The sequence below is a fragment of the Amycolatopsis sp. NPDC039088 genome, from assembly GCF_055598845.1.
The window spans coordinates 99,414-118,083 of sequence record NZ_JBVKAE010000021.1 but is presented as its reverse complement, the minus strand read 5'-3'; the positions used below and the strand labels follow the sequence as shown (position 1 = coordinate 118,083).

Annotated in this window: 15 protein-coding genes; 10 read left to right on the top strand and 5 right to left on the bottom strand. The window is 68.7% G+C overall.

Features of this window, described 5'->3' with window-relative positions; all coding sequences use genetic code 11:
• Positions 1-32: 32 nt before the first annotated feature.
• The gene (locus ACZ7KI_RS25815; RefSeq protein ID WP_470275689.1) at positions 33-1,487 is read right to left on the bottom strand and encodes a hypothetical protein; all 1,455 of its coding nucleotides are present in this window, start codon (positions 1,485-1,487) and stop codon (positions 33-35) included.
• Positions 1,488-1,893: 406 nt separating this feature from the next.
• On the opposite strand from ACZ7KI_RS25815, the gene ACZ7KI_RS25810 reads away from it, so the two are divergent.
• From ACZ7KI_RS25810 to ACZ7KI_RS25790, 5 genes are all read left to right on the top strand, one after another.
• Positions 1,894-2,331, top strand: a complete 438-nt coding sequence (locus ACZ7KI_RS25810) for a PPOX class F420-dependent oxidoreductase (protein WP_470275642.1) — start codon at positions 1,894-1,896, stop codon at positions 2,329-2,331.
• Positions 2,332-2,640: 309 nt separating this feature from the next.
• The gene (locus ACZ7KI_RS25805) at positions 2,641-5,145 is read left to right on the top strand and encodes a PQQ-dependent sugar dehydrogenase (protein ID WP_470275688.1); all 2,505 of its coding nucleotides are present in this window, start codon (positions 2,641-2,643) and stop codon (positions 5,143-5,145) included.
• 215 nt (positions 5,146-5,360) lie between these two features.
• Positions 5,361-5,972, top strand: coding sequence for an RICIN domain-containing protein (locus ACZ7KI_RS25800; protein WP_470275641.1), 612 nt, complete (start codon positions 5,361-5,363; stop codon positions 5,970-5,972).
• Positions 5,973-6,019: 47 nt separating this feature from the next.
• Positions 6,020-6,964 (top strand): hypothetical protein, encoded by a 945-nt coding sequence (locus tag ACZ7KI_RS25795; RefSeq protein ID WP_470275640.1) that lies wholly within the window; start codon positions 6,020-6,022, stop codon positions 6,962-6,964.
• A gap of 335 nt (positions 6,965-7,299) precedes the next feature.
• Complete coding sequence (locus ACZ7KI_RS25790; RefSeq protein ID WP_470275639.1) at positions 7,300-7,809, top strand: NUDIX domain-containing protein; 510 nt, start codon at positions 7,300-7,302, stop codon at positions 7,807-7,809.
• Here the strand turns inward: ACZ7KI_RS25790 and ACZ7KI_RS25785 are convergent.
• Positions 7,784-8,395, bottom strand: coding sequence for a TetR/AcrR family transcriptional regulator (locus ACZ7KI_RS25785; RefSeq protein WP_470275638.1), 612 nt, complete (start codon positions 8,393-8,395; stop codon positions 7,784-7,786). The two genes, ACZ7KI_RS25790 and ACZ7KI_RS25785, sit on opposite strands and share 26 nt — an antisense overlap.
• 84 nt (positions 8,396-8,479) lie before the next feature.
• Here ACZ7KI_RS25785 and ACZ7KI_RS25780 point away from each other — a divergent pair, with 84 nt between their 5' ends.
• A complete protein-coding gene (locus ACZ7KI_RS25780; RefSeq protein ID WP_470275637.1) occupies positions 8,480-9,349 on the top strand; it encodes a sterol desaturase family protein in 870 nt (289 codons plus the stop codon).
• Here ACZ7KI_RS25780 and ACZ7KI_RS25775 read toward each other — a convergent pair.
• Positions 9,346-10,350, bottom strand: a complete 1,005-nt coding sequence (locus ACZ7KI_RS25775) for a glucosyl-3-phosphoglycerate synthase (RefSeq protein WP_470275636.1) — start codon at positions 10,348-10,350, stop codon at positions 9,346-9,348. The two genes, ACZ7KI_RS25780 and ACZ7KI_RS25775, sit on opposite strands and share 4 nt — an antisense overlap.
• A 484-nt stretch (positions 10,351-10,834) precedes the next feature.
• On the bottom strand, positions 10,835-11,743 hold the full coding sequence (locus ACZ7KI_RS25770; RefSeq protein WP_470275635.1) for a hypothetical protein: 909 nt from the start codon (positions 11,741-11,743) through the stop codon (positions 10,835-10,837).
• Positions 11,744-11,824: 81 nt separating this feature from the next.
• On the opposite strand from ACZ7KI_RS25770, the gene ACZ7KI_RS25765 reads away from it, so the two are divergent.
• The 4 genes from ACZ7KI_RS25765 (at position 11,825) to ACZ7KI_RS25750 (ending at position 17,655) form a co-directional block, all read left to right on the top strand.
• Positions 11,825-14,599, top strand: coding sequence for an FHA domain-containing protein (locus tag ACZ7KI_RS25765; protein WP_470275634.1), 2,775 nt, complete (start codon positions 11,825-11,827; stop codon positions 14,597-14,599).
• Between the two features lie 190 nt (positions 14,600-14,789).
• A complete protein-coding gene (locus tag ACZ7KI_RS25760) occupies positions 14,790-16,004 on the top strand; it encodes a glycosyltransferase family 4 protein (protein ID WP_470275633.1) in 1,215 nt (404 codons plus the stop codon).
• Positions 15,998-16,705: a class I SAM-dependent methyltransferase gene (locus ACZ7KI_RS25755; RefSeq protein ID WP_470275632.1), complete on the top strand. Its 708-nt coding sequence runs from the start codon at positions 15,998-16,000 to the stop codon at positions 16,703-16,705. The genes ACZ7KI_RS25760 and ACZ7KI_RS25755 overlap by 7 nt, the downstream gene beginning before the upstream one ends.
• Positions 16,702-17,655, top strand: a complete 954-nt coding sequence (locus tag ACZ7KI_RS25750) for a prenyltransferase/squalene oxidase repeat-containing protein (protein WP_470275631.1) — start codon at positions 16,702-16,704, stop codon at positions 17,653-17,655. The genes ACZ7KI_RS25755 and ACZ7KI_RS25750 overlap by 4 nt, the downstream gene beginning before the upstream one ends.
• 21 nt (positions 17,656-17,676) lie before the next feature.
• Here ACZ7KI_RS25750 and whiA read toward each other — a convergent pair whose 3' ends face one another.
• Positions 17,677-18,666 carry a DNA-binding protein WhiA gene (gene whiA / locus ACZ7KI_RS25745; protein ID WP_061980674.1) on the bottom strand — a complete coding sequence of 330 codons (990 nt, stop codon included), beginning with the start codon at positions 18,664-18,666 and terminating at the stop codon, positions 17,677-17,679.
• Between the last annotated feature and the right edge of the window lie 4 nt (positions 18,667-18,670).

The window sequence follows — 18,670 nt, the reverse complement described above, 5'->3', positions numbered from 1 at the left end:
CCGGGCCGCGGATTCGACGTCCCCTGATGTCGTCACGCGACCTCCTCCTCTTCCTGGTCATCACGGTCCACCCGCGCCGACGAAAGCAGCAGATCCGCTCCGCCGAACTCGGGGTCTTCGAGCAGCGTGCCGTCGTCGACGGCCAGCAGCACCTGGCGCTCCCCCAGCCGGAGCGCCGCGCCGACCTCGGGACTGTAGGCGTGCACCGCCCGCAACGCGACCAGAGCGGGCAGCCCCGGGTCGATCCGGCGCGCCTCTTCGAGCAGCCCGGACAGCCGTCGCGGCACCTCGGGCAGGTCGAGCAGGTCGTCGGCGAGGCGCCACTGCTCGTCGCCGAACTTGTCGGTGACCTCGGCGGGCATCAGCTCGGGTTCGGGGATCTCGCCGACGAGCTGGTCGCGTTCCGGTGCCGGCCGCAGCAACAGCGACACCAGCGAGGACAGCGACGGCACGGTCGGCGGGGAGATCCCGGCGCCGGCGTGGAAGAACGATTCCGCGGGTGCGACGGCGTCGGCGATCGGCAGGCCCAGCGTCGGCATCAGGAGCTGGCCGAACAGGTCGATCGTCGCGCGCTGCGGCGGCCCGGAGAACTGCTGGCGGTCCTGTTCGGCGCGGAACACCGCCCCGGCGTCGGCCAGCCGGGACTGGAGCCGGGTGTGGCGGCGGATGCAGTCACTGACGATGTCGACGAGTTCGGCGGCGCGGCGTTTGCGGTCGAGGTCCTCGGTCTCGTCGCGGGACGCGGTGATGTTCTTGAGGATCGCGTTCTCGGCGCGGAAGCGGGACTCGATATGGGACAGCGCCTGGTCCAGCAGGTCCGGGACCTCGCGTTCCCAGTCGACCGCGCGGACGTCGCGCCGGGTGGCGTCCAGCTTGGCGCGCAGCGTCTCGCCGTACTGGACGGTCCGGTAGCGGGCCTGCTCGGCGGCGAGCTTCGCGTCGGCGAGGCGGCCGCGGTTGATCAGGTTCTCCAGCTTGACCTCGGCCGCGATCTGCGCGGATTCGACGTCGGTGTCCAGCGCGCCGACGAGGACGTTGATCGCCTCGTCGGTGGCGCGCAGGTAGACCTCACCGTCGGGCGCGGCCAGTTCGACGAGCAGTTTGAAGTCGAACTGGCGCCGCTGGTAGCCGCCGCCGGGGCCGATGGAGCCGTAGACGCGGCGGAACCCGCGATCGGTGGTGCCGACGTTGATCAGGTTGTCGAGCACCCAGCGGGCGACCTTGGCGTGCTCGTCCGGGGTCCGGCCGGGAGCCTGGAGCGCGACGAACGGCAGCAGCCGCACGATCACCTGTTCGTGGTCGGCGCCGGTGTCGAAGTCCATCGATACGGTGACCTGGTCGATCGTGTGCAGCGCGATCTCGGCCATCTGGTAGATCGTCGCGTCCGCCCAGTCCAGCTTCGCCTTGCGCGCGTCGAGGTCGTGCAAGGGCGCGGTGCAGGCCAGCGCCTTGAGGCGGCGGGTCAGCCCCTCGTCGGCCAGCCCCATCCCGGTCAGCTCGTCGTCTCGCACAGCAGGCCAGGCTAGTCGCCGCCCCCGGCACCCCGCACGGGTGACCGGCCTCGGCCCGGCTGTGGCTCGCGGGACTGGATGAGGATCGAGGGTCCAGTGCCCCCTCGGCGTCTCTTTCGGATCTTTCGGATGCCAGGCATCCGGTGCGCTTTGCTCGCGGTGAAGTACGTGATGGTCCCCTTCTTGCTGTCGGGCGGACACGCGTGATCCGACGGAGAACACCCGACGAAACCTGCCGCTCCCGCGTGTCATCCATTCAGTCACACGTGTCCTCCGTCTGATCACACGCGCCATCCATCCAGCCACGCGAAACACCCACTCACGACTCACCCACGGGTGACCGGGACAGCCCACGACGGGAAGTCCCGGTAGCGTTCGGTCCATGCGTGAGATGAACCGGGACGAGTGGTGGAAGTTCGCGAGCGAGGGCACCCGGACGGGCATGCTCGGCCTGGTCCGGGCCAACGGCGCGCCGATCGTGACGCCGGTGTGGTTCCTGCTCAATGAGGGACCCGACGGCGACGAGCTGATCTTCACCACCGGGACGGACACGCTCAAGGGGAAGGCGATCCGCCGCGACGGCCGGATCTCGCTGGCCGTCGACGACCAGAAGCCGCCGTTCTCGTACGTGCAGTTCACCGCCGAGGCCGTGTTGCACAACGACTACGACGAGATGCTCGAGTGGGCGACCCGGCTCGGTGGCCGGTACATGGGCGAGGACAAGGCCGAGGCCTACGGCAGGCGCAACGCCGTCCCCGAGGAGTCCTTGGTGCGCGCCAAGATCACGAAGGTGATCGCGCGCGCGGACATCGCCGGCTGACCCTCTTCTTCTAGAACGCCATTAGTCCTCTAGTTGCGGTGCTTGCGCGTGCAAGTACCGCAACTAGAGGACTAATCGCGTTCTGGCGTGACGCTCCGTGTTGATGATGGTGAGCTATTGACACAAAGCACGAGCTGGTGTGTGATCTGAACCATAGATAGGAAAGTTTCCTAACTAAAACTCCCGCTCCCCCGCCGGGCTCGCCCGGTCCGCCGTTGTACCTCCCCGACCCCGACTGCACGCATGGAGGCACCAGTGGCACCCCGACCACCGTGGCGCGCGCTGTTCACCTGCGCCGCCGCAACGGCGATGACCTTCGCCGTCCTGCCGGCCCTGCCCGCCGGCGCGGCGGCGACAGACTACGAATCCGAGACCGCGACGATCTCCCAAGGCGCCGTCGAATCGAACCACGCGGGCTATTCCGGCACCGGGTTCGTGAACTTCGACAACGTCGTCGGCAGCTATGTCGAGTACACCGTGAACGCCGCGCAGGCGGGCACGCAGACGCTGACTTTCCGCTATGCCAACGGAACCACGATCGACCGGCCGGTCGCGCTGAGCATCAACGGTGCCGCCGCCGGGACCCTGTCCTTCCCCGGAACCGGCGCGTGGACGACGTGGAAGACCGTGACGAAGGACGTCGCGCTGGCCGCCGGGGTCAACAAGATCCGCACCGCCGCGACGACCGCGAACGGCGGACCCAACGCGGACAAGCTCACCGCGAGCGGAGTGCTCGACGCCGAAGCGCCGACGCCGCCCAAGAACCTGGCAGCCAAGGACGTCAAGGCCCGGTCCGCCACCTTCACCTGGGAGGCCGCGACCGACAACGTCGGCGTGGTCCGCTACGAGGTCATGCGCGGCGGCAACGTCCTGAAGACCGTCGACGGCACCACGCTCACCGCGACCGTCGACAACCTGACGCCGAACACCGCGTACGACATCTCGGTCGGCGCCTTCGACGCGGCCGGAAACCCTTCGCAGCAAAGCAATGTCGTGCAGTTCACCACACCGCCCAGCGGGGACACCACGCCGCCGACCGTGCCGGGGAATCTGCGTTCGACGTCCGTGACCGCGAACAGCGTCTCCTTGGCGTGGAACGCTTCCACCGACGACAGCGGCACCATCGCCGGTTACGACGTCTATCAGGGCACCACGAAGGTCGCGACGACACCTTCGCTCGAAGCGACCATCACCGGGCTGGCGGCGAACACATCGTACACGTTCACGGTGAAGGCACGGGACCTCGACGGCAACGCCTCCGCGGCGAGCACCGCGCTCTCCGTCAAGACGGGCGGCGCCTCCGGCGGCGGGATTCCCGAGTACGACAAGGACATCACGAAGGCCGACCTCGCCTGGTCCGTCGACTTCCTGCCGGACGGCACGGCGCTGGCGACCGAACGCGACCGCTTCGAGATCCTGCGGATCACGCCGTCGGGCCAGAAGACCACGGTGGGCAAGGTCCCCGGCGCGGTCGGCACCAGCGGCGAAGGCGGCCTGCTCGGCATCGCGATTTCGCCGAACTACGCCACCGATCACGCGATCTTCCTGTACCACACGGCGTCCGGCGACAACCGGATCGTGAAGATGACCTACGACAACGGAACGCTGTCGTCGACGTCGACACCGGTGCTCACCGGGATCGCCAAGAACCGTTACCACAACGGCGGAAGGCTGCGCTTCGGCCCGGATGGCAAGCTCTACGCCACCGCGGGCGACGGGCAGAACAAGGAAACCGCGCAGAACAAGGGTTCGCTCAACGGGAAGATCCTGCGGCTCAACCCCGACGGATCGGCGCCGAGTGACAACCCGTTCTTCTCCACCGGCGGGAACGCCCGGTACGTCTGGAGTTTCGGGCACCGCAATCCGCAGGGCCTGGCGTGGGACTCCCGCGGCCAGCTGTGGGCGTCGGAGTTCGGGGACGGCACCCAGGACGAGCTCAACCTGATCCAGAAGGGCGGCAACTTCGGCTGGCCCCAGTGTGAAGGCACCACGGGCACCTGCGGTGGCACGGTCGCGCCGAAGAAGACCTGGCCGACCAGTTCCGGCGGGCCGAGCGGGATCGAGATCGTCAACGACTGGATCTACGTCGCGGCCGTCACCAGCCAGCAGCTGTTCGCCACGCAGATCAACGCGGCGGGCAACGGCGTCGGTTCGGTGCAGTCGCTGTTCTCCGGTCGCTGGGGCAGGCTCCGTTCGGTCACCAAGACCCCGGACGGCGGCCTGTGGGTCACCTCGACCAACGCGGACAAGAACGGTGGCACGCCGAGCACGATCGACAACGTGGTGGTACGCCTGAAGTTTGCTGGTTCCTCGCAGCCCGGCGCGTTCAAACTGACCAGTTCCGCGTTCGCCGACAACGCGGCCATCCCGGACAAGTACACCTGCGCCGGTGACGGCACCGCGGGTCAGGACACCTCACCACCGCTGGCGTGGGGTGCCGGGACCACGGGCGCCAAGGGCTACGCGGTCGTTTTCGCGGACGTGGCCAACAACGGCAACAAACTGCACTGGGCGATCTGGGACATCCCGGCGGCCGCGGCGTCACTGCCGGAAGGCCTGGGATCGGGCTTCACCGTGCCGAACCAGAACGGCGCCAAGCAAAAGGCCATGGGCAGCGGGTCGAACACACAGAAGTACTTCGGCCCCTGCCCCGGCGGCTCCACCCACCCGTACACGTTCACGCTCTACGCGCTGAACACGGCGACGGTGCCCGGCCTGACCTCGTCCTCGACGATGGCGCAGATCGAGACGGCGATCAAGAACGCCTCGACGGCCAACGTCAAACTGCGCGGCAATTCCAACGCCGCGACCTGAGACGCGGCTGGGGTGCCCGGAGCGGCGCCGGGCACCCCAGCCGTATCCATCGGGTACGTCGACGATCGCCACCTCGTTCGGGATTTCCCGTCGGGGTGGCGTTTTCGTGGGAAAGAACCTCATTGACGTGACGGCGGCCGAACGGCAAGATCATGGTCAGCAGAGTGTCCTGGTCGGGGCCCAGTTGAGACACCTGCGGCAATCTGGGGAGCTAAATGCGTAATCTCAAGCGATTTCTCGTGTCCGTGACAGTGCTGGCCGGATTCTCGGCACTGTTCGGCGCACCCGCCGCGCAGGCGGCGGACGAGCAGCAGCGTGTCGACGTCGGGCAGCTGTCGCTGCGTCCGGCGAACGTGCGCGGTGCCGGTTTCAGCGTTCAGCAGCAGGCTTACCTGCTCGGCCCCGCGTCCGACGAGAGCCGGTGCCTGGACGCGGATCTGGGCACCATCAACGGAAACGGCACCAAGGTTCAGCTCTGGACCTGCCTCATCGCCCCGGACAACACGATCCCGGCGAACCAGGCCTGGTACATCACCCAGATCCCCGAGGGGCACTACCGCCTTCAGAACGTCCAAAGCGGACGGTACCTGGACGCCGACCTCGGCTCGATCGACCGCAACGGCACCAAGGTCCAGCTTTGGGACTACATGCCGGGCGGATCGAACCAGTGGTTCACCGTGACCGAGAACCCCGAGGGCTTCCTGCGTCTGCAGAACGTGCGCAGCGGGCGTTACCTCGACTCCGACCTCGGCACCGCGGGGCGTGACGGCGGCGTCGTGCAGCTGTGGGAGTACGTCGCGGGTGCCAAGAACCAGTGGTGGTTCTGAGTATGGCGATCGGCCGGAGACTCGCCGTTCTGGGAGCGACGCTCCTCATGACGGCGATCGGGGTCCAGACGGCACAGGCCGTGCCCGCTCAGGACCCCGCCGGCTGCTCCTGGCGGCAGACCAGGCTGCCGATGCCCTCCGGGATCGACTATGCCTACATCGACGGCTCCGCCGGGACCGAGTGGATCCTCGGGAACGGCAGTAATTACCCCGAACCCAGCTACGGGATCATCTGGCACAACGGACAGCCGCGGAAGATGCTGCGCTTCCGCGACGGCGCTTGGAACCACACCCGGGACATCAACCGGAACGGGGTGGTCGTGGGAGCGAAGGTCGACGACTCGCGCAACGCCGTTCCGTACGTGTACCAGACGTTCTATCGCTGGCTGCCGGCACCGGCAACAGGGCACACCTATCCCTCGTGGCTCAACGATCGCGGGGACATCACCGGTGTCGTGGAGGCCCCGGGCAAGAACCAGATCATCTCTTGGCCCGCGGGTGGCACGGGTTACCGGATCCTCGGGGACGGGTTCCCGGTCGGGATCGACGAAACGGGACGCGTGGTGGCCTCGACCGGCGAGATCTACCACACCGACGGCTCCAGGGGCATGCTCCAGACCCCACCCGGTCTCACCGGGATCGTCGCGTCGCAGTTCGACGAGGGCGTGACCGCCGGTTATGGCGTCGATGCCGCGGGCGGCCGCGTGGCCGTGGTGTGGGACGCCGTGGGCAACGTGGTCTCGACCATTCCCGGCGCGACCGCGAAGGCGGCCAATTCACGGGGAGTCGTGCTCGGGTTCCACGGTGCCTCTTCGGGGGATTCCGTGAGCGTCTGGCGCGACGGGGCGAACGAGAGCACGATCACCGGCCCCAGGCCGAATTTCTCGGACGTGCCCCATCCCTTTGGTTCGAACGCGTTCGTGACCGCGGACGGCGCGATCATCGCCACGCCGATGGGCTTGCCCGAGCCTTCGTACTGGCGCTGCTCGTAAGGTGCGAGGTCACCCCAAGGGCGGCGTGTCCGTGAAGGCCTCCTTCCCTACTTTCAAGGTAGGGAAGGAGGCCTTCACGGATTTTCTGGCTTGAGGTCGCGGGTGAGGGGTGGGCTGGGTGATGTGGCACCGCACCCGCGTGCCTGAAGCCGGAACTCGCGTGCTTGGGGCCGGGACACCCGAGTGCGGGATCCAGGCATGCGAGTTACGCGTCTGAGCACGTGCGTTACGCCTTCGCACTGCCCCGCCCCCGCGAACAGGCCGCCCACAATCACGACACGTTTCGCTTACCCCTCAATGAATTCTCTTCTCCACCGGCCATTAGGCTCCGGCCGGTGAAGGACTGGAAGTTCTGCCCCCGCTGCGGCGCGGGCACCCGGCTCGCCGGGACCGGTGAAGACGCCCATGTCGAGTGTCCCGCTTGCGGCTTCACCAAATACGACAACCCGCTGCCGACCACGGTCGGTCTCGTCCTCGACGGCGACCGGATCCTGTTGCTGCGCCGGGCCCATGAGCCCCGGAAGGACAGCTGGGACACCGTCGGGGGCTTCCTTTCCGGCGCCGAAACCGCCGAAGAGAACCTCGTCCGCGAAGGACTCGAAGAAATCGGCTGCGAACTCCGGAACCTCCGGTTCGCCGGGTCGTACCCGTCGGTCTACGGCGACACCGGCCTGGTGACGATCGCGTTCACGTTCACCTGCGAACTCCCGCCGGACGCGGAAATCGTGTTGTCGGAAGAGAATTCCGAATACGCCTGGTTCCCGCTGAACGACCGTCCTCCGCTCGCCTTCGCCGACGGCGAGGCCGCCGCGGCCGCGCTCACCAGCCGAACAGGTTCCGCATGATCCGCGCGCACCGTTCGGTCATCGCCGCCGCGTCCTGATCCGGCTGGTCGATCCACCAGCTGATCAAGGAATCGACGACTCCGGTCCACACCTGGGCGATGGCCTCGATGTCACGCTCGTCGCCGAGCCCGCGCGACCGCATCAGCTGGGCGGCGCCGACCAGCGCGAACCCGTCGAGGCGGAAGCGGTAGCCGGCGGCGACTCCGGCGATCTCCCCCGTCGAGGGCACTGTCGGGTCGCGGAGCAGCTTCCACGCATAACGGTCGTGGTCGAAGGTCTCGAAGATGGCCGAAAGCACTGCCAGCGGCATCCGCTCCGGCGGCTCGCCCTCCCGCGCCATCGTCTCGGCGACGCCTTCGGTCAGCCTGTCCCCCGCTCGGTGCAGGCAGGCGAGGTACAGCCCGTCCTTCGAGCCGAAGTACTGATACAGCAAGGGTTTCGTGACGCCGACCCGACGGGCGATCTCCACCATCGACGCCCCGGCGTACCCGTTCTTGCCGAACTCCTCCGTACCGGCACGCACGATCTGCGTTTCCCGCTCTTCACGGGGCACGCCCTTCGTGCCGACGGCCCTTGCTTCTGTCACGGCGGCTATCTTACCCTGAGGTAAATGACCCCAGGGTAAGTTACCGTAAGGTCAGATCAAGCGGCGAGAAGAGGGAGCGGTGCGGTGGCGGATTTCCTTGCCCATCTGAGTGACCCGGTGCTGATGGCGACACCGGTGTTCCTGCTGTTCGTCGCGATCGAGATCCTCGCGCTGCACGTGCTGGGGCACGACGACAACGTCATCGGCTACAGCGTCAAGGACACCCGGACCAGCATGGCCATGGGCGCGGTGGCGGTCGTGATCAACGGCGTCTTCCGCATCGCCATGCTGTTCGTGTTCGCCGCGCTCTACCAGGCGGCACCGGTGAAGTTCAGCCCGGACGACTGGTGGACGTGGGCACTGATGCTGCTCGGCCAAGAGCTCGTCTTCTACGCCTATCACCGGGCCAGTCACCGTGTCCGGCTCATGTGGGCGGGCCACCAGGTCCACCATTCGAGTGAGCACTACAACTTCTCGACCGCGCTGCGGCAGAAGTGGACCCCGTACTTCCAGCTGCCGTTCTGGTCGATCCTGGCCTTCGCCGGCATCCCGCCGTGGATGATCCTCACCGGCCTGTCGATCGACCTCGTCTACCAGTTCTTCGTGCACACCGAGAAGATCCGGAAGCTGCCGCGCTGGTTCGAGTACGTGTTCAACACGCCTTCACACCATCGAGTGCACCACGGCAGCGACAAGGAGTACCTCGACGCGAACTACGGCGGCATCCTGATCATCTGGGACCGGATGTTCGGCAGTTTCGTGCCCGAGGGCAAACGGCCCACCTATGGGCTGACCAAGAACATCGAGACCTACAACCTGCTCGAAGTCGGCTTCCACGAGTACGGGTCGATCCTGCGTGACGTCCGCGCGGCCCGGTCGTGGCGGGACAAGTTCGGTTACGTGTTCGGCCCGCCCGGCTGGCAACCCGCGAAGACACCGATTCACACGGTCTAAGCCGTCCTCCGCAACGCGGGTGAGTTCTCCGGCCGGATCTCCGGCGGGAGGCTCTCCAGCGGCGGCCGCTGGGTGAGGGCGACGTCGGTGAGCACCAGCTCGCGTTCGACGCCTTCCCCTTCGCCCCGCCTGAACTGGGCGAGCGAGGTGGACGGCGGCGCCGCCGAGATCACGCGGCCACCGCGTTCCAGCCGGTCCATCAAGGTCAGCATGATCTGCGCCGCCATCCGGCCGAGTGCCTGCGTCCCCTGGTGCCGGTGGGTCCGGTGGCCGAGGTCGACCTGCGCGAGCGCGTCGAGCCCGTGCAGTTCGAGCAGATCGATCAGATGACCGACCTCGACGCCGTAGTGGGTGACGAACGGGATGCCTTCGAGCACTTCGCGCCGTCCGGCGTATTCACCGGCGAGCGGCTGGACGAAACCGGCGAGCTCCGGCCAGTACATGTTGAGCAGCGGCCGGGCGACGAGCTCGGTGACCCGGCCGCCGCCGTCGGGTTCGGTGCCCGCCGTTCCGATCAGCGGACGGTGGTAGAAACCCTTGACGTAGGCGATCGCCGGGTCGGTCAGCAACGGTCCCAGCAGTCCGGTCACGTAGTCGGCGGTGAAATCGCGGAGATCGCCGTCGACGAAGACGACGAGGTCACCGGTGGTTTCGGCGACGCCTTTCCAGAGCGCTTCCCCTTTGCCGGTCAGGCTTTCCAGTTCGGGGAACACCGCGTCCTGTGCGACGACGTCCGCTCCGGCCGCCCGCGCGACCTCGGCGGTGGCGTCGGTGGAATGGCTGTCCACCACCAGGATCTCGTCCACCAGCGGAACGCGTTCGACGAGTTCGCGCCGGATGGTGCCGACGATCGCGCCGACGGTCTCCTCCTCGTCGCGGGCCGGGATCACCACCGAAACCCGCGTGCCGCGTTTGGCGGCGGCCAGCTCCGCCGCCCACCAGTCGCCCGCCCGGCTGCTGCGCCGGGTGAGCCACGTGCCGACCTCTGCCGATACCCGCATGGCTGCCCCTTCCCTCGAAGATCACCTCGGCAGTGAGCTTCGAGTGACGCTGTTTCCTTCCGCCGTCGCCGCGGAAACCGCTGGGTTACGCCTTGCGGGGGCAGGTAACGGTCGTGAGTGGCGATTCGGGCTAGAACGAACCCTCTCTCAGGTGCCTACTCGTGGCCTGCGGGCTTGCTCGCGTGAAGTACATGATGGCCCCCTTCCTTGCGTTAGGCGCAGTGAAGGGGGCCTTCATGTACTGGGAAAGGTGTGAGGGTCGAGTTTCCTCAGCTGAGCCGAGGGACGGGGTCCTTCACGCGCCGCTGTTGTGACTGGTGGTGCCGCTGGGGTTTGTGATGGGGTTTCGGGTCCGTGAAGGACTCCTTGAGGGACTCTGGGTCCCTCAAGGAGTCCCTCACGGACCAGCGCTACCCAGCTCACCCGCCGTAGGTAACCAAAACACCGTTGGCCAGAGCCGTCATCACCACTCACGACCGAAGGACTAGCCCAGCGCGGCGGAAAGGACTTCACCGGTGCGGCGCTTGGCCAGATAGAACGCCGCTTCGTGCGGTTTGGCCCCGTTGTCGACCGTGTAACCGCTGTCGAGGACGCCGTCCGCGCCGGGGAACAGCGGCGTGAGATCCGGGCGTGCGGCGACGAGATCGTCGCGATCGGCGAGGTTCACCCAGCGCGCCACCCCGGGCGGGACGGCCGGCGGCTGCGGGCGGGTCCGCTCGTAGACCACCGTGCGCAGGCCGAGCGGCGAGCCGAGGGTGAGCAGCAGCGGCAGTGGGCGGCCGTGCAGATGAGCGGCTTCGTAGGCGACGACGGAACCGAGCGAATGCCCGATGATGACTTCGGTCTCCGGGCCGATGTGCTCGGCGACGCGCTCCTGGACGCGTTTCCGGATCGTTTCGTCGGTGAGGTACAGCGTCACTTGTTTGAGCGCCTTGACCACCACACGTTCGGCGAACGCGACCCCGAGGCGGGCGAACGGCCGCAACCGCACCAGCGCGTTCAGCACCGGACGGGCGGCGGCGCGCACGCCTTGCTCTTCCCCGCGATCCTCCGTCAGCCGGGCCAATTCGGCCTGAGCCCTGGTCCGGTCCGGCTCGCGGGCGGCCGACGAAGCCGCGTTCCGCAGCCATTCCGCGGCCAGCGTCTCGGCGAGTCCCCATTCCTCGGCGGTCAGCTCGTCCGCACCGCCCTGCTGACCGTCACGGAGGAAAAGGTCGCCGTAGAAGGCCATCCGCGCCGCACCGGGCCGGGCGTCCCGCCAGAGGTCGTCGGCCAGCGCGGGGTCACCGGCGAGCCGGACCCCGCCCGCCAGGCTCGGGAGCCACTCCGCCTCGAGGGTGTCCGCGGACTTCTGTTCCTGGGCGATGCCGTGCACCAGAACGATCCGAGCCACCGGCACCCCTTTCCCGTATCGACACGCACAGTATCGCGCATGCCCTTGCCGGTGACCCTTCGATGAGACAAAGTGATCTCCGTGGGAGAGCGGAGGTCACTGGTCGTCGCGTCGCAGTGCGAGGCGTTGAATCTGTTGTCGTTCCTCCCGGACGCGGGCAGGCAGGTCTCGGCGGCTTTGCTCGATCCCGAGATCGGCGGCTGCGTCCCCGCTCTCGCGGACGGACGCGGACTGCTCGTCGACCCGACCATGGTCGAACTCGACGACGCGTTGGTCGAAGCGTTCGAGCGCGCGTCGGAGGACGAGGCGACGCTCTTCCTCTCTCTCGTCGGGCACGGCGAATACGCCGACGACGACTTCTACTTCCTCACCAAGGACACCAGCCTGCCGGTGGACAGCCGGAGATCGTTCCTGTTCGCGCAGCGGATCAAGGAACTCCTAGGCCGCTACTCGATGCTGGACGGCCTGGTGATCCTGCTCGACACCTGCCACGCCGGCATCGGGGCGTTGCAGGCCGGCAGGCGCTGGCTGCGGATCGTCGGCGAGGCGGGGAAACGGTTCGACCTGCTCACCGCGTCCGATGACCGCGTCGCGGCCAACGGCTGTTTCAGCCGCTCGCTGGTCACTGTGCTGCGCTCGGGACACGAGAGTCTCGGCGAGCGCGTCCGCTGCGCGGATCTCAAACGGGTCATCGCCGGGCTGTGCCCCATGCAGACCGCGGTGCACCTGGGTTTCGACGGCACCCGCGAGGTGACCGAGGCCGATCAAGGACTCTGGATCGCGCTCAACTCCTCCCCCACGTGGCGACGTTCGCCGCTGGCCGGCAACCCCGCCGCCCCACTGATCGAGCGGCTGACCGAGGACTACGAGCCGGACCCCCGGCTCGGGAAGACCGTCGGGCACCTGCTCACCGGGGCGCGCCTGGTCGCGATCACCGGTGAGGAGAAGTCCGGGAAGTCGACCATGCTCGCCGCGCTGGCGCGGCCGTCGGTGGCCGGCGCGTACGTGCCACCGGACTTCCTGCACGCCGTGCTGTTCGCCGCACGCGGCCAGACGGCGGAGCAACTCGCGCGGGAACTTGCCCGCCAGTTGCGGCGCACCGTGCCCGGTTTCAACGAAGCCGGTGAGCGGTTTTCGAGCGGGCTCGACGACGAGGCGCGCAGCGGCGCAAGCGTTTTCGATCTGACCCTTCTCGGCCCCTTGCACACCCTTGCTCCACAGTGGACGGACGGCCACGTGCGGATCGCGGTCGACGGGCTCGACGACCTCGACCCGGACGTCGGCGCCCGGCTGGGCGACTTTCTCCGGACCCTGTCGGCCGATCCGGCGCTGGAGTGGGTCAAGACGGTGATGGCGACGCGTGAGCGGAGCAGCCTCACGGCCGCCGCCGTCACTGTCGACATGTATCCCTCGGGACGTAATTGGGTGCTCGGCACTCGACCGGGGCCGGGCCAGAGCCAGCCGGTGATCGTCGAGCCACGGCCGGTGCCGGGACAGGTACAACCGCGAGACGGTTCGCCCACCTCGCCGAAGCTCACACCCGGCACCCTGATCATCGACGTCCCCGGCCAGCCTCCGGTCACGCACGAACTGTCCTACGGGCTCATCACCCTCGGCCGCAGCAGGAAGGCCGCCCTCCGCCTCAATGACTCGCGGGTTTCCCGGCTCCACTGCGAGATCCGCTGGGACGGCGAGACCGCGTGGCTGACCGACCTCGACTCCGCCAACGGCTCCTTCGTGAACGGGCGCCGCGTGCTGAACGCCGTACTGACGCACCGCGACGTCGTCCGGCTCGGCGATTCGACGGTCACGTTCATCAGCGTCACCCAGGAGGAAGCCTGGCCGGAGGAGGCCGATGAGTACAGCGACTCGACGGCCGCGCCTCAGTCCGCGCGGGCGACCCTGCTGGAGCTGCTGCAGCTGGCCGCCGCACGTGGCCCCATCCCGCTCTCGATCCTCACCAAGGCGAGCGCGGCGAGCGGGGGCCCGGACAGGCAGGTGCACGTCCGCGACCTCCTCGCCGAACTCGGCGACTCCGTCAGCCGGACGCAGGCGGGACTTGCCGACGAAACCGTTCAGTGGACCGACGCCCCGCCTTTGCCGTTCCCCAACATGGCGAGGCGGCTGCGCGCCCAGCTGGCGAAGGCGATCTCGGAGGTGGCGCCGGTGACCGGAGACGACGAGCCGACACTCGAACAGAGTTACGCCAGCGCCAACGAAGCCGAGTACTTCTGGCTGGCGAACCTGCACGAAGACGCTTTGCGCGCCCTGGAGCACCGAGCCTCTCCCATTCCCGTCGAGAACCGGGAACGCTGGGCGTCCTGGGCCCACCGCGCGGCCCGGCAGCTCGGGGAGACCGACCGGATCACGTTGCGCTGCAAGGCAAGGCACGCCACCTGGACCGGCAAGGCAGGAGACGCCGCCACGGCTCTCACGCGGTTCGAGGAGCTGTTGCCGATCGTCACCACCACACTGGGCGAGGGCGACGAAGACGTTTTGAGCGTCCGCAACAACATCGGGCACCTCCTCGCCGAACTCGGCCGCCTCGAGGAATCCCGGGCCGCGTTCGAAGCCTTGGTCCGGGACGCCACCAGGGCACTCGGCCCTGAGCATCGCGAAACACTGCACGCGCGGCACTTCCTCGCGGTGGCGACGGGCAAGACCGGGAACGGCGAGGAAGCCCTCCGGCTGGCACGGGAACTGCTGCCGCAGGCGAAACAGGCCCTGGGCGACGACGAGATCGTCAGCCACATCCGGCACAACATCGCTTTCTGGAGCACCGAAATCGAGCACCCCCCCCCCCGTTGTTTCGGAGTACCGACGGCTCCTCGACGAAGCGACGGGACGGCTGAATGACCGGCATCCCGACGTCCTCGACCTCCGCTTCGGCCTCGCCCTCACACTCGCCAAAGCCGGTCAAGTCACCGAAGCCCTCTCGGTCTGGACCCAGTTGCTCGACGATTCCGTCGAAGTCCGCGGCGAACGGCACCAGGAAACCCGCAAGATCCGTACGCAGCTCGAGTACTGGGGCGCCAGGGAGTGAGCGGTGAGCGCGCTGCGGATCGCGCTCCTGACCTACCGGGGCAATCCCCGCAGCGGCGGTCAAGGGGTGTACGTCCGGCATTTGAGCCGCGAACTCGCCGCATTGGGACATCGGGTCGAGGTCCTGTCCGGGCCGCCTTATCCGGAGGTCGATGACGGCGTGCGGTTGACGAAGCTCCCGGGGCTCGACCTGTTCGCGGAGCCGGATCCGTTCCGGACACCGCGACCGCGAGAACTGCGTGACCTGCCGTCGTGGGTCGAGTTCCTCGGCATGCGACGCGGCGGCTTCCCGGAACCGCTGGCGTTCTCCCTGCGCGCCGCCCACCATCTCGCGAAACGCCGGGTCGAGTTCGACCTCGTCCACGACAACCAAGGCCTCGGCTATGGAACCCTCCATTGTGGACTTCCCACCATCGCCACGGTCCACCATCCGATCGCCGTGGACCGCGACCTGAAGCTCGCCACCGTCACTGGGCGGGAGGCATCGAGGGTCAAGCGGTGGTACGGCTTCGTCGACATGCAGCACCGCGTCGCGCGGCGGCTTCCCACGCTGACCGTGTCGCACGCCTCCCGTGCGGCGATCAGCCGCGAAATGGGTGTACCTCAGGAGCGGATCCACGTCGTCCCGCTCGCCGCGGACACGCGTTTCTTCCGGCCGCGACCGGACATCGACCGCGTGCCGGGCCGGGTGGTCGCCACCGCCAGCGCCGACGAACCGTTGAAGGGGCTCGAACACCTCTTGGTGGCCTGGGACCGGATCGACGGTGAGCTGGTGATCGTGGGCAAGCCGAAACCGGACGGCCCGGCCGCGCGGGCGCTCGCCCGGCTCGGCCCCAGCGCGAACGTCCGCTTCGTCACCGGACTGACCGACGACGAACTCGCGCGGTTGCTCTGCTCGGCCGAGATCGCCTGTGTGCCTTCGCTGTTCGAAGGATTCTCGCTGCCGGCCGTCGAAGCGATGTCCTGCGGCACCCCGGTGGTCGCGACGACCGGCGGTGCCCTTCCCGAAGTCGTGGGTGACGCGGGGATCCTGGTGCCGCCGGGTGACGCGCCCGCGCTCGCGGAGGCGCTCACCAAGGTTCTCGGCGACGAACACCTGCGTGCCGATCTCGCGGCCCGCGGGCTGGAAACGGCGTGGGCGTTGAGCTGGCGGCGCACCGCCGAGGAGACCGCGGCGCACTACCGGCGCCTGCTCGGGCAGGAGCGTGCCGAGTGCTGACCGTCGACTTCGACCGGTTCCCCGTCGGCCCCGGCGACCGGGTCCTCGACCTCGGCTGCGGGAACGGACGGCACGCGTACGAGGCCTACAAACGCGGCGCGGACGTGGTCGCCGCCGACCTCGACGACACCGCGCTCAAGTACGTACGGGACATGTTCGCCAACCTCGCGGAGGCGGGCGAGGCACCGGCGTCGGCTTCGGCGCTGGCCGTCCGTGCCGACGCGTTGCGGCTCCCGTTCCCGAGCGGCTCCTTCACGCGGGTGATCGTGGCCGAGACGCTGGAACACCTCCACGCCGATCGGACGGCCCTCGCGGAGGTCAGCCGCGTACTGGCGCCCGGTGGCCGGATGGTGGCGACCGTTCCCCGCTGGTGGCCGGAGCGGATCTGCTGGCTGCTCTCGGACTCCTACCACGAGGTCGAGGGCGGGCACATCCGGATCTACCGGCGCCGGGAACTCCTCGGCAGGCTCAGGGAGGCGGGGCTGCGGCCGACCGGCGGCCATCACGCGCACGCGCTGCACTCGCCGTACTGGTGGCTGAAATGCGCCGTCGGCCCCGACGAAGACCACCGGCTCTGCACGCTGTACCACCGATTCCTGGTGTGGGACATCATGCGGAGCCCTCGCCCGGTGAGGTTCGCCGAGCGCGTGCTGAATCCGGTACTCGGCAAAAGCCTCGTCGTCTACGCCCGCAAGCCGTGAAGGCCACCGCGGCCACCATCGCCGCCGTGCAAGGGCCGGACGGCGGGATCCCCTGGCGGTCCGGCGGCCACCTCGATCCGTGGAACCACCTCGAAGCCGCCATGGGACTGGACGTCGCGGGGCGGCACGCCGAGGCCGAAGCCGCCTACGACTGGCTGGCACGGAACCAGCGCTCCGACGGCTCGTGGGCGGCCGAATACCGCGACGGCGGGATCAGTTCGTCCACTATGGACACCAACTTCACCGCCTACGTCGCGGTCGGGGTCCGGCACCACTTCCTGCTGCGCGAAGACCACGCGTACCTGGAGCGGATGTGGCCGGTGGTGGACAAGGCCGTCGACGCCGTCCTCACCCGGCAGCAACCGTCGGGCGCCATCGCCTGGCGGGCCGATCCCGGCGTCCGGCTGGTCACCGGGTGCAGCAGCATCCACCACGCGCTGACCCAGGCGATCGCCCTCGCGGCTTCGCTGGGACTGAGCCGTCCGCGATGGCGGGACTCGGCTCGCCGTCTCCGCGAGGCACTGATCGGCGAGCCGGGGTTGTTCGCCGCGAAACCGCACGCGATGGACTGGTACTACCCGGTTCTGGGCTCGGTGGTGACCGGCCCCGACGCCACGGCGAGGCTGGCCGACGGCTGGGACCGGTTCGTCGAGCCCGGGCTGGGGGTGCGCTGTGTGCACCACGAACCGTGGGTCACCGGCGGGGAGACCGCCGAACTCTGCCTGACCCTCGCCGCCCGCCGTGAGCGCGCCCGCGCCGCCGAACTCCTCGCGTGCCTTGCCCGGCTACGGCACGAGGACGGTTCGTACTGGACCGGCTATCAGTTCGCGGACGACGAGTTCTGGCCGGACGAGCGCACCACGTGGACCGCGGGCGCCGTCCTGCTGGCCACCGCCGCGCTCGACGGTGACCCGACCACCTGCGACGTCTTCGGCGAACACCGCGTTTAGTCCTCTAAATGCGGCAGGTGCTCAGGCCTCGTCCTCTTCCAGCATGTCCGGGGTCACGGCGGATTCGGTGTCCGGGATGCCCTGTTCCTTCGCCTTCTTGTCGGCCATCGCCAGCAGACGGCGGATCCGGCCGGCGACGGCGTCCTTGGTCATCTGCGGGTCGGACAGCTGGCCCAGCTCTTCGAGCGAGGCCTGCCGGTTCGACAGCCGCAATTTGCCCGCGGCGAGCAGGTGGTCCGGCGCGGATTCGCCGAGGATGTCCAGCGCCCGCTCGACCCTGGCCGCCGCCGCGACGGCCGCGCGGGCCGAACGCCGCAGGTTGGCGTCGTCGAAGTTCGCGAGCCGGTTCGCGGTGGCACGCACCTCGCGGCGCATCCGCCGCTCTTCCCACGCGAGCACACTCGTGTGCGCGCCGAGCCGGGTCAGCAGGGCACCGATGGCGTCGCCGTCGCGCACCACGACCCTGTCCGCTCCGCGCACCTCACGCGACTTGGCCTGGATGCCCATCCGGCGGGCGGCGCCGACGAGCGCCAGCGCGGCCTCCGGGCCAGGGCAGGTGACTTCGAGCGACGACGAGCGGCCGGGTTCGGTGAGCGAACCGTGCGCCAGGAACGCGCCGCGCCAGGCGGCTTCGGCGTCGGCGACCCCGCCGGACACGACCGCGGCGGGCAGCCCGCGCACCGGACGGCCCCGCTGGTCGATCAGACCGGTCTGCCGGGCGAGGCCCTCACCGTCCTTGACCACCCGGACGACGTACCGCGTGCCCTTGCGCAAGCCGCTGGAGGAGATGACGTGGACGTCGGACTGATGTCCGTACAGTTCGTGGATCTCCTTACGCAGCCGCCTCGCCACCGAACCGGTGTCCAGTTCGGCCTCCACCACGACGCGACCGGCCACGATGTGCAGCCCACCCGCGAATCGCAGCATCGACGCGACCTCCGCGCGGCGCGGGCCGATCTTGGTGATCTCCAGCCGGCTCAGCTCGTCCTTCACGGCGGCGGTCATCGCCATCGCT

Bases quoted from the DNA above. Each gene is read 5' to 3' on its own strand.
- ACZ7KI_RS25810 (WP_470275642.1), top strand. From the start codon at position 1,894: ATGCGTGAGATGAACCGGGACGAGTGGTGGAAGTTCGCGAGCGAGGGC.
- ACZ7KI_RS25795 (WP_470275640.1), top strand. From the start codon at position 6,020: ATGACGGCGATCGGGGTCCAGACGGCACAGGCCGTGCCCGCTCAGGAC.
- ACZ7KI_RS25815 (WP_470275689.1), bottom strand. From the start codon at position 1,487: ATGGGGCTGGCCGACGAGGGGCTGACCCGCCGCCTCAAGGCGCTGGCC.
- ACZ7KI_RS25775 (WP_470275636.1), bottom strand. From the start codon at position 10,350: ATGCGGGTATCGGCAGAGGTCGGCACGTGGCTCACCCGGCGCAGCAGC.
- ACZ7KI_RS25800 (WP_470275641.1), top strand. From the start codon at position 5,361: ATGCGTAATCTCAAGCGATTTCTCGTGTCCGTGACAGTGCTGGCCGGA.
- ACZ7KI_RS25805 (WP_470275688.1), top strand. From the start codon at position 2,641: ATGACCTTCGCCGTCCTGCCGGCCCTGCCCGCCGGCGCGGCGGCGACA.
- whiA (WP_061980674.1), bottom strand. From the start codon at position 18,666: ATGGCGATGACCGCCGCCGTGAAGGACGAGCTGAGCCGGCTGGAGATC.